Source organism: Massilia sp. 01N410 (assembly GCF_056399665.1).
Genome location: NZ_JBFTRV010000037.1, coordinates 1 through 9,692 on the forward strand (window position 1 = coordinate 1; position 9,692 = coordinate 9,692).

The following is a 9,692-nucleotide window of genomic DNA, read 5'->3' on the forward strand; positions in this document are numbered from 1 at the left end:
AAGTCGGTACCACCCCTTCCCATCCCGAACAGGACCGTGAAACGACTTTGCGCCGATGATAGTGCTGCAACCAGTGTGAAAGTAGGTTATCGTCAGGCTAATTATTCGCAGAAGCCCGCTCAATTCCTTGAGCGGGCTTTTTGCTTTTCTAGCGTGCCTGAAACCGCTTTCTGGTCCTCCAATCCGTCGGCCTGTAGCGATTTGCGGCACAATGCAGCTGTTGTCTAACCATCAAGGCAAACAGCATGAAAGAACAGGTTGCGAGGAAGGTCACCCTGGTCCGCGCCATCGAGACCGCGGATATCAAACACGAAGTTCTGAGCGACGACGACCGCATGTACGCCAGCCGCAGCGCGCGCGAACTCGCCCAGTGGTCCGCGGCCGACAGCAAGTCGGAACTCACGCTCGACCATTTCCTGGAGCAGCGCTCCGAGCAGATCCTCAAGCGTCTCGCCGAGCGCACTCCCGCTTTCCGCACTTTCCTGAACCGGCGCCCTTTGCTGCCCATGCTGTCGGTGCTGCTGCCCCTGTTCGCATTGATTGCCGGCGCCGCCATCGACCATATCGCCGATCCGCATCGCGTCGACCTGCTGTCGGCGCCGCTTCTCCTGATCATCGGCTGGAACCTGCTGGTGTATGTGATCCTGCTGGTCTGGCTCCTGATTCCATCGAAGCGCACCGGATGGGTCGGGCCCGAGTGGATGCGCAGGCTCAGCGTCGGCAAAGCGAAATTGCCGCGCAAGCTGCCGGCGCCGCTCACGGCGGCCCTCGGCGCGTACACGGTCGACTGGACCCAGCTCTCCTGGAAGCTGAACCACGCGCGCCTGAGCCGCACGGTCCACCTGTCGGCCGCCGCCTTCGCACTCGGCGCCATCATCTCGCTGTATGCGCGCGGCCTGCTGACGCAGTACGCGGCCGGCTGGGAGAGCACCTTCCTCGACGCCAATCAGGTGCATACGCTGCTGTCCTGGCTGTTCGCGCCGGCCTTGTTCCTGTTCCCGATCGAAGGCTTCAGCGTCGCCGACATCCAGGCCCTGCGCTTCGTACAGGAGCCATCAAGCGCCGGCGGCGCGCGCTGGGTCCACCTGTATGCCGCGACCCTGCTGCTGCTGGTGATCCTGCCGCGCCTGGTCCTGTCCCTGTTCGCCGGCTGGCGTGCGTCCCGCCTCGCGCGGCGCTTTCCGCTCGACCTGCAGCAGCCCTACTACCTGAAACTCGCCGACCACATCGGCGCCGGCCGCGGTCCCGTAACCCTGCGCGTGCTCCCGTACAGCTTCACGCTCGACGAACGCCGCGACCACGGCCTGTCCGCAATCGCAGCTGCCATGTTCGGCGAGCAGACCCGTGTCATGCTGCGGCCCTCGCTGCCCTACGGCGAGGATCCGAAAGGCGTCCTGCAGGAGCTGCGGCCCGATACCGGTGATGCGACCGTGACCGCGGTCCTGTTCAGCCTGGCCGCGACGCCAGAGCAGGAAAACCACGGCGCGCTGCTGTCCGCGATTGCGCGCCAGCTGCCCGGCGGCGTGAGTGCGCTGGTCGACGAATCGGCGTTGACCGAGCGCGCCATGAGCCAGGATGGCGTCGATGCGCGCCTGGCCGAGCGCATCGCCCTGTGGCGGCAGTTCTGCACCTATCACCAGGTACCGGTGACCATCGTGAACCTGCTGCAGCCTGAAAAATACGCGGCCGGCAGTAATGGCCAGGCCGCCGCGACGGGGGTACGATGAGCGAGGGAGTCAAGGTCCAGTTCGCGCTCGTTTCGCACACCAATAACGGCAAGACCACGCTCGCGCGCACCCTGGTCGGGATGGACGTCGGCGAGGTGCGCGACGCCGCCCACGTCACGACCTTCTCGGAAGCCCACGTGCTGCAGACCACGGAGCAGGGCGACAGCCTGCTGCTGTGGGATACGCCAGGCTTCGGCGACTCGGTACGCCTGCTCAAGCGGCTGGCGATGTCGGGAAATCCGATCGGCTGGTTCCTGCGCGAAGTCTTCGACCGCTACCGCGACCGTCCGTTCTGGCTCAGCCAGCAAGCCTTGCGCGCCGCGCGCGACGAGGCCGACGTCGTGCTCTACCTGGTGAATTCGAGCGAGCACCCGCGCGATGCCGGCTACCTGCCGCCCGAGATGCGCATCCTGGAGTGGCTCGGCAAACCGGTCGTGGTCCTGCTCAACCAGCTCGGGCCGCCGCGGCCGTCGGCCGAGGAACAGGCCGAGCAGGCGCTATGGAAACAGCACCTCGACCAGTACACTATCGTGCGCGAAGTGCTGGCCCTCGACGCCTTCGCACGCTGCTGGGTGCACGAACACGTGTTCTACGAAGCCGTCGGCAAACTGGTCCCGGAGCCCAAGCGCGCCGGCTACGGCCGCCTGCGCGCGGCCTGGGAAGCGAACAATCTGGCGCGCTACCACGACTCGCTGCGCATCACCGCCGAGCAACTGGCGGCGGGCGCGCGCGACAGCGAAGCCATTCCCGAGGAAGGCGGCGGCCTGCTGCAGTCGGCGCTGAAGGCGGTCCGTCTCGGTAAATCCGATGCGCGCCGCCAGGAAGCGGCGATGGCGCGGCTGGTCGAGCGGCTGGAAGAGAGGATCGCCCAGTCGACCACGCGCCTGCTGACCCTGCACCGCCTCGACCCCGGCCAGGCGGCCCGCATCAATGCCCGCGTGCGCGACAACTTCAAGGTCCGTGCGCCGCTCGACAAGACCCAGGCCGGCCTGCTCGGCGCGGTCGTCTCGGGCGCGGCGACGGGACTGTCGGCCGACCTGATGGCCGGCGGCCTGACCTTGGGCGGTGGCGCGCTGCTGGGTGCGATCGTCGGTGCGCTGACGATGGCCGGCGCGGCCTGGGGCTTCAATACGACCACCGACCGCAATCGCCCGACGGTGCAGTTCGCGCCGCCCTTCCTGCGCACGCTGATGGTCGGCAGCATCCTGCGCTACCTGGCGGTCGCCCATTTCGGACGCGGGCGCGGGAATTTCGTCGAAGGGGAGGCGCCGCCGTTCTGGCAGGCGGCGGTGGAGGAGGCCCTGCAGGCGCATTGCCCGGACATGGAGCGTTTCTGGGCGGAGGTGCGCACGCAGGACGAGCAGGACGCCGGACGCCTGTACGGCCTGCTCGTCAAGGTCGTCGACGACGTGCTGGAACGCCTCTACCCCGGCGTGCACATCTCCGCCGCCTAGAAGCGGTACTGCATGCTCGCGCCGAGCACCCAGTTGCGGCCCGGCGCGGCTTCGTAGTAGCGGCGGTTGCTGTCGCCGACGATCACCGAGCCGATGTAATTGCGGTCGAACAGGTTGTTCACGCGCGCATACTCCTTCAGCCGCCAGGAGCCGAGCTGCTGCTGCGCCTGCACCCGCAGGTTGGCGATCATATAGCCCGGCGCCGGCATGGCCTGGTTGGCGTCGTCCGGATACATCCTGGTGTTCGCGATGGTCTCGAATGCGGCGCCGTAGCGGTCGGCGCTGTCCTTCCAGCCGAATTCGCCGTACAGGCCGGCGTTCGGCACGCCCGGCAGGCGGCTGCCCGCGAGGACGCTGCCGAAGCCTTCGTCGTACACGGCGCGCAGCACGCTCAGGGCCAGCCTGGCCTTCCAGTTGCGCCGCCATTCGGCGTCCAGCGAGAGTTCTCCGCCCTGGCGCAGGGTCGCGCTGGCGTTCCGGTAGCTGGTGCGTCCGCCCGACGAACTGTCGACCACGAGTTCGTCGCTGGTCTTCACCTGGAACACCGCGGCATTGATGCGCACGCCCTCGAGAGGCATGGCCTTCACGCCGAATTCCAGGTGGGTGCTCTGGGCCGGCGCCAGCGAAAAATTGAAGCCGCCGCCAGTGCCCGAGTAGAACACCTCGTTCAGGGTCGGGGTCTCGAAGCCGCGCGCCGCGCTGGCGTAGAGGTTCAAACCCGGGTTGATCTTGTACAGCACGCCGAGCAGCGGCGTCGTGTGGCGGTAGCTGACGCTGCCACTGTCGTTGCCGTTGGAGAGATAGCGGTCTTCCACGTCGAAGTCGACCCGGCTGTGGCGCAGGCCGGCGCTCAGCACCCAGGGGCCGCGCTCCCATTCGAACTGCGCGTAGGGATCGAGGTTCCTGACCTTGTCTTTCTCGTCGCGGCGCAGGCGGCCCTGCACGCCGAACTGGGTGCCGACGAAGTTCTCGTAACCCTTGCGGTCGTCGTCCGAGGCGCCGGCCTCGATGCCGAAGGTGGAGCGCAGCGTGCCGTCGAGGAGGGGACGGGACATGGTCCAGTTGGCGTCGATGCCGTGGAAGTCGCGCTGGAAATCGACCACGCCGCCCGAATGGCTGGCCGGTGCCTGGAAGGCTTGCGAGAAAGCCTGGTACTGGATCACCCGGCGGTTGCCGACATAGGCCGTCACGCGCAGCCGGTCGCTGCCGAAGCGCTGTTCCCAGGTCGCGCCCAGCTGCTGGTGGTCGATGCTCTTGCGTGTGTTGTAGCGTTCGGCGAAGGTGCGCTGCGGCGTGCGCGGATCGCTGGTGTCGATCTCGCCCGCGCGCGGGTCGCGCTGCCAGGTGGCCCAGGTGACGCCGAGCGGATCCTGGGTATCGTCCTGGTTCAGTGCGCCGGCGACCAGGGTCAGCTTGCTGGTCGTGCTCGGCGCGAAGCTGAGCTTGGCATAAGCCTGGTCGCGCCGGGCGGCGCTGTGGCTGCGGTAGCCGTCGGTGTCGAAACGCGATGCATCCAGCAGGTAGCCGACGCCGCCGGCGCTGCCGCTTGCGTTCAGGTCGGTCTTGCGGCTGCCGTAGCTGCCGCTGCTGACGTTCAGTTCGACTTCCGGCGCGCCTTTCGGCTCGCGCGTGAACAGCTGGATCACGCCGCCGGAGTGGTTGCCGTACAGGGCCGAGAAGGGGCCGCGCAGCACTTCGATGCGTTCGGCCAGGTCGAGGTCGAAGGTGGCGGCCTGGCCCTGGCCGTCGGGCATGGTGGCCGGGACGCCGTCGGCGATCAGGCGCACGCCGCGCACGCCGAAGGCCGAACGGGCGCCGAAGCCGCGCGAAGAGATCTGCAGGTCCTGCGCATAATTCTGGCGATTCGCCACCACCAGGCCCGGCACCGCGGACAGGGCCTCGGAGGCGTTGACGCGCGGCTGGCCGGCGCCGATGCGGTCGGCCCCGATCACGTCGATCGAGGCCGGCAGGTCGAAGCTGAGTTGTTCGGTGCGGCTGGCCGTCACCACGACGACCGGAACAGTCGCGTTCGCGTCGGCATCGGCCAGGGCGAACGGTGCGTAGACAGCGGACAGCGCCGCGATGAGGCTGGAAGCAAGGGCGTGACGTTTCATCTTTTCTCCGTTATTCCGGCACGAACTATACCCGCCGGACGGGAACTCCGTTGTCCGCTTGCTCATTCGCACTGTGTCAATCTGGAGCAGGTGTCACAACAGGTGACGCAGGTCGGGCTTGCCTTGCCCGCGTCTTCCCCTCTTGGCGATGCCGCGCAAGGGCTGGCATGGCGCTTGCGAGAGAAGGGGTTCCACACAACCACAACGAAACAAGAGGATGACATGAATCTTGCAGACATCAGCAAACTCGGCGTCGCCAGCCCCTTCCGCCAGCGCTACGACAACTACATCGGCGGGGCCTTCGTCCCACCGGTGAAGGGCGAGTACTTCGCCAACGTGACGCCGATTACCGGCCAGCCTTTCTGCGAGGTGGCGCGCTCCAGCGCGGAAGACATCGACGCCGCGCTCGATGCCGCCCATGCCGCCAAGGAGGCCTGGGGCAAGACCTCGCCCGCCGAACGCGCCAACATCCTGAACAAGATCGCGGACCGCATGGAGCAGAACCTCAAGATGCTCGCGACCGCCGAGACCATCGACAACGGCAAGCCGATCCGCGAGACCATGGCGGCCGACATTCCGCTGGCGATCGACCACTTCCGCTACTTTGCCGGCTGCATCCGCACCCAGGAAGGTGCGATCTCGACCATCGACCACGAGACCTATGCCTACCACTTCCACGAGCCGCTGGGCGTGGTCGGCCAGATCATCCCCTGGAACTTCCCGATCCTGATGGCGGTGTGGAAGCTGGCGCCGGCGCTGGCGGCCGGCAACTGCGTGGTGCTCAAGCCCGCCGAACAGACCCCGGCCTCGATCATGGTGCTGATGGAGCTGATCGCCGACTTGCTGCCGGCCGGCGTGATCAATATCGTCAACGGCTATGGCCTGGAAGCCGGCAAGCCGCTCGCGTCCAGCAAGCGCATCGCCAAGATCGCCTTCACCGGCGAGACCGGCACCGGCCGCCTGATCATGCAGTACGCGGCCCAGAACCTGATCCCGGTCACCCTGGAGCTGGGCGGGAAGTCGCCGAACATCTTCTTCGAAGACGTGATGGCGGCTGACGACGAGTTCTTCGACAAGTGCCTGGAAGGTTTTGCGATGTTCGCGCTGAACCAGGGCGAGGTCTGCACCTGCCCGTCGCGGGTGCTGGTGCAGGAATCGATCTACGAGAAGTTCATGGAGCGCGCGCTGGCGAGGGTCGCCCAGATCAAGGCCGGCAATCCGCTCGACGCCAACACCATGATCGGCGCACAGGCATCGCAGGAGCAGCTCGAGAAGATCCTGTCCTACCTCGACATCGGCCGCCAGGAAGGCGCCGAGGTGCTGGCCGGCGGCGAGCGCGCCACCCACGAGGGCGACCTGTCCGGCGGCTACTATGTGCGGCCGACCGTGTTCAAGGGCGACAACCGGATGCGCATCTTCCAGGAGGAGATCTTCGGCCCGGTGGTCTCTGTCACGACCTTCAAGGACGAAGCCGATGCCCTGCGCATCGCCAACGACACCTTGTACGGCCTGGGTGCCGGCCTGTGGACGCGCGACGGCAGCCGCGCCTTCCGCGTCGGCCGCGCGATCCAGGCAGGCCGGGTGTGGACCAACTGCTACCACCTGTACCCGGCGCACGCGGCCTTCGGCGGTTACAAGCAGTCGGGCATCGGCCGCGAGAACCACAAGATGATGCTCGAGCACTACCAGCAGACCAAGAACCTGCTGGTGAGCTACAGCCCGAAAGCGCTCGGCTTCTTCTGATGACCGCCATGGTCACGCCAGTCGACCGCGTGACCGCGACGCCGGCCGCACTCGCCTTCATCGGCGAGCTGCGGCAGCGCCACGGACCGCTGATGTTTTTCCAGTCCGGCGGCTGCTGCGACGGCAGCGCGCCGATGTGCTATCCGGAGGGAGAGTTCAACCTGAGCGATACCGACGTCTGCCTGGGCAGCCTGGACGGAACGCCGTTCTACATGGGACAGGAGCAGTTCGCCTACTGGGAGCACACCCAGCTGATCATCGACGTGGTGGCCGGTAACGGCGGCATGTTCTCGCTCGATAACGGCACCGGGCGGCGCTTCCTGACCCGTTCGCGTCTGTTCACGGACCAGGAGTGCGCGCTGCTGCGCGGCCAGCCGGTCAGCTAGTCCTGGGTAGCTTGCGATAAATCGTGTTGCGCGATATGCCCAGGGCGCGCGCGGCAGCGGAGACATTGCCGCCGTGGGCGTCGAGGGTGCGCAGGATGGCGCTCAGCTCCAGTTCGTCGAGCCGGCTGGCGGCCCCGGTGCGGGCCGGCGCCGGCGCTGGTGCGTTGACGGCAGCGCGGGCCGCCGCCGCTTCGTCGAGGAAATCGTCGGGCAGGTGGTGCAGGCCGATCTCGTCCTCGCCGCCGGCCATCAGGGCTGCGGTGCGCAGCAGGCTGGCGAGCTGGCGCAGATTGCCGGGCCAGGCATGGCGCCTGAACAGGTGCAGGACCTCGCCCGCCACGCGCCGGCGCCTGGTGCCGCCGGCCAGCATCGTCGCAACGAGGGCATCGAGGTCGCCGCGCTCGCGCAGCGGCGGCAGTTTGACGACCAGGCCGTTCAGGCGGTAATACAGGTCTTCGCGGAACAGGCCAGCGGCGATGCGCTTGCGCAGTTCGTGGTTGGTGGCGCAGACCAGTTCGACGTCGAGCGCCAGTGGCCGCGATCCGCCCAGCGGCACCACCTTGCGTTCTTCGAGCACGCGCAGCAGGCGCGCCTGCAGGGCGAGCGGCATGTCGCCGATCTCGTCGAGGAACAGGGTGCCGCCGTGGGCCTGCATGATCCTGCCGGCGGCGCCCTTCCTGCGCGCGCCGGTGAAGGCGCCTTCCTCGTAGCCGAACAGCTCGGATTCGATCAGCGCTTCCGGAATCGCCGCGCAATTCACTGCGACGAAGGGACCGCGCGCACGCGGCGAATCCTGGTGGATGGCCTGGGCCAGCCATTCCTTGCCGGTGCCGGTCTCGCCCATGATCAGGATCGGCACGCCCTGGCCAAGGACCTTCTCGACTTTCGCGATCGACTGCGCCAGCCTGGCATCGCCCGTGTTCAGGGCCTGCAGCCGGGAGCGCGGCTGCGGCGTGGCGGGCATGTCGCGCGCCGGCGCTGCGGGGGCGGGCAGGGCGGGGGCGTCGTTCAGCTGCTGCACGCCATGCTTCAGGCGCAGCTCGGCGCGGCCGCGCACCCGCACGCCGTTGTGCATGCACAGGTCGAGCAGTTCCGGCGCCGCGCTGCGGTAGTGATCGTAGAGGCGCGACAGCGGCAGGCCGAACAGCGAACTGAAGGTCTGGGCCTGCAGGGCCGGCGCGGACAGGCCGAGCTGGAACAAGCCGTTGCGGTTGGCGGCCAGGAAGCGGCCGCCCGGCGTGAACGAGGCGATGCCTTCCATGAGCGTGCCGATGAATTCCGGACGGGTATGGAAGTGCAGGGTGATCGCGTTCTCGTAGGCGGAGGCGAACAGCTGGTTCTCGATCATCAGCGCCGACATCCGCACCAGGGCCATGGTGTGCTTGTGGAAGCTGCGCCGGTCGCCGCTGACGTCGAGCACGCCGATCACCTTGCCGCGGTGGTCCACGATCGGTGCGGCCGAGCAAGTGAGGAAGTGGTTGGCAGTCAAGTAGTGCTGGTCGGCGTGCACGATGGTGGGCGCCTGTTCGGCGATGGTGGTGCCGATCGCATTCGTGCCCTTGCTCTCCTCGGACCAGTCGACGCCCGGCGTGAGGGCGACACGATTGGCTTTTTCCATGAAGTCGGCATCGCCCAGCGAGTGCAGGATCACGCCGCGGGCATCGGTCAGCAGGACCGTGTTATGCGTGTTGGCGATCTGCTGGTACAGGGTTTCCATCGCAGGCAGCGCATGGCTGTACAGCATGCGGTTCTGCTCGACCAGGGCCGAGAGGGCGGAAACGGACAGGGGATCGAAGTCGGGACGGACGTCGGCGCGCAATCCGTAATGCTGGGAACGGCGGTGCGAGCTGGCGATGGTCGCCGGCAGGTGATAAGTCATTCCATGTCTCCTGGTTGGCCCTGGACCGCGGCTCTATCGCTGGAAGTCGACTATTGCCTAATGTAGCACGCAAGCGCGCGCTTGCCTCCATCGCGCTCGTTTCATTTCCTGTCTCGAAAGCGTCATGCTGCGCCTCGGTGTGAAGAACCTGCTAGAGGACGGGACGCCGGACGAAAGTCCGGCGTCCTGTTGCTTTATCGCCGCCGATTGCGCCGGGGAGGGCTTGCGCGCCCATATCCCGTTTGCTATAGTGCGCCTCCTGCTTCTGCAGCGCACGTCGAGATTCAACACCGAGTGCACACTGAAGAAAAGGATGAGTTGACGAACACTGCGAAACACTGCATAATCTCGCTTCTCTGCTGCTGACGAACAAAACGATTCGCCGGATG

The 9,692-nt window shown here is 67.0% G+C and carries 6 protein-coding genes and 1 rRNA gene; 5 read left to right on the forward strand and 2 right to left on the reverse strand.

Annotated elements, in window-relative coordinates; translation table 11 throughout:
* From rrf to AC1DOP_RS26925, 3 genes are all read left to right on the forward strand, one after another.
* Positions 1 to 98: ribosomal RNA gene (gene rrf, locus AC1DOP_RS26915) — 5S ribosomal RNA — on the forward strand; the annotation flags it as partial.
* 147 nt (positions 99 to 245) lie between these two features.
* Positions 246 to 1,727 (forward strand): DUF2868 domain-containing protein, encoded by a 1,482-nt coding sequence (locus AC1DOP_RS26920; protein WP_477254349.1) that lies wholly within the window; start codon positions 246 to 248, stop codon positions 1,725 to 1,727.
* Positions 1,724 to 3,181 (forward strand): GTPase domain-containing protein, encoded by a 1,458-nt coding sequence (locus tag AC1DOP_RS26925; protein WP_477254351.1) that lies wholly within the window; start codon positions 1,724 to 1,726, stop codon positions 3,179 to 3,181. The genes AC1DOP_RS26920 and AC1DOP_RS26925 overlap by 4 nt, the downstream gene beginning before the upstream one ends.
* Here AC1DOP_RS26925 and AC1DOP_RS26930 read toward each other — a convergent pair.
* Complete coding sequence (locus AC1DOP_RS26930) at positions 3,178 to 5,295, reverse strand: TonB-dependent receptor family protein (protein ID WP_477254353.1); 2,118 nt, start codon at positions 5,293 to 5,295, stop codon at positions 3,178 to 3,180. The two genes, AC1DOP_RS26925 and AC1DOP_RS26930, sit on opposite strands and share 4 nt — an antisense overlap.
* A 222-nt stretch (positions 5,296 to 5,517) precedes the next feature.
* Between AC1DOP_RS26930 and adh the strand changes: the two genes are divergently transcribed.
* Both adh and AC1DOP_RS26940 read left to right on the forward strand, forming a co-directional pair.
* Entirely contained in the window at positions 5,518 to 7,038 is a 1,521-nt protein-coding gene (gene adh, locus AC1DOP_RS26935; protein ID WP_442124929.1) for an aldehyde dehydrogenase, read from the forward strand.
* An 8-nt stretch (positions 7,039 to 7,046) separates the two neighbouring features.
* Entirely contained in the window at positions 7,047 to 7,424 is a 378-nt protein-coding gene (locus tag AC1DOP_RS26940; RefSeq protein ID WP_477254356.1) for a DUF779 domain-containing protein, read from the forward strand.
* On the opposite strand, the gene AC1DOP_RS26945 is transcribed toward AC1DOP_RS26940, so the two are convergent.
* The gene (locus AC1DOP_RS26945) at positions 7,417 to 9,303 is read right to left on the reverse strand and encodes a sigma-54-dependent Fis family transcriptional regulator (protein WP_477254358.1); all 1,887 of its coding nucleotides are present in this window, start codon (positions 9,301 to 9,303) and stop codon (positions 7,417 to 7,419) included. The two genes, AC1DOP_RS26940 and AC1DOP_RS26945, sit on opposite strands and share 8 nt — an antisense overlap.
* Positions 9,304 to 9,692 lie beyond the last annotated feature (389 nt).

Bases quoted from the DNA above. Each gene is read 5' to 3' on its own strand.
- AC1DOP_RS26920 (WP_477254349.1), top strand. From the start codon at position 246: ATGAAAGAACAGGTTGCGAGGAAGGTCACCCTGGTCCGCGCCATCGAG.
- AC1DOP_RS26925 (WP_477254351.1), top strand. From the start codon at position 1,724: ATGAGCGAGGGAGTCAAGGTCCAGTTCGCGCTCGTTTCGCACACCAAT.
- AC1DOP_RS26930 (WP_477254353.1), bottom strand. From the start codon at position 5,295: ATGAAACGTCACGCCCTTGCTTCCAGCCTCATCGCGGCGCTGTCCGCT.
- adh (WP_442124929.1), top strand. From the start codon at position 5,518: ATGAATCTTGCAGACATCAGCAAACTCGGCGTCGCCAGCCCCTTCCGC.
- AC1DOP_RS26940 (WP_477254356.1), top strand. From the start codon at position 7,047: ATGGTCACGCCAGTCGACCGCGTGACCGCGACGCCGGCCGCACTCGCC.
- AC1DOP_RS26945 (WP_477254358.1), bottom strand. From the start codon at position 9,303: ATGACTTATCACCTGCCGGCGACCATCGCCAGCTCGCACCGCCGTTCC.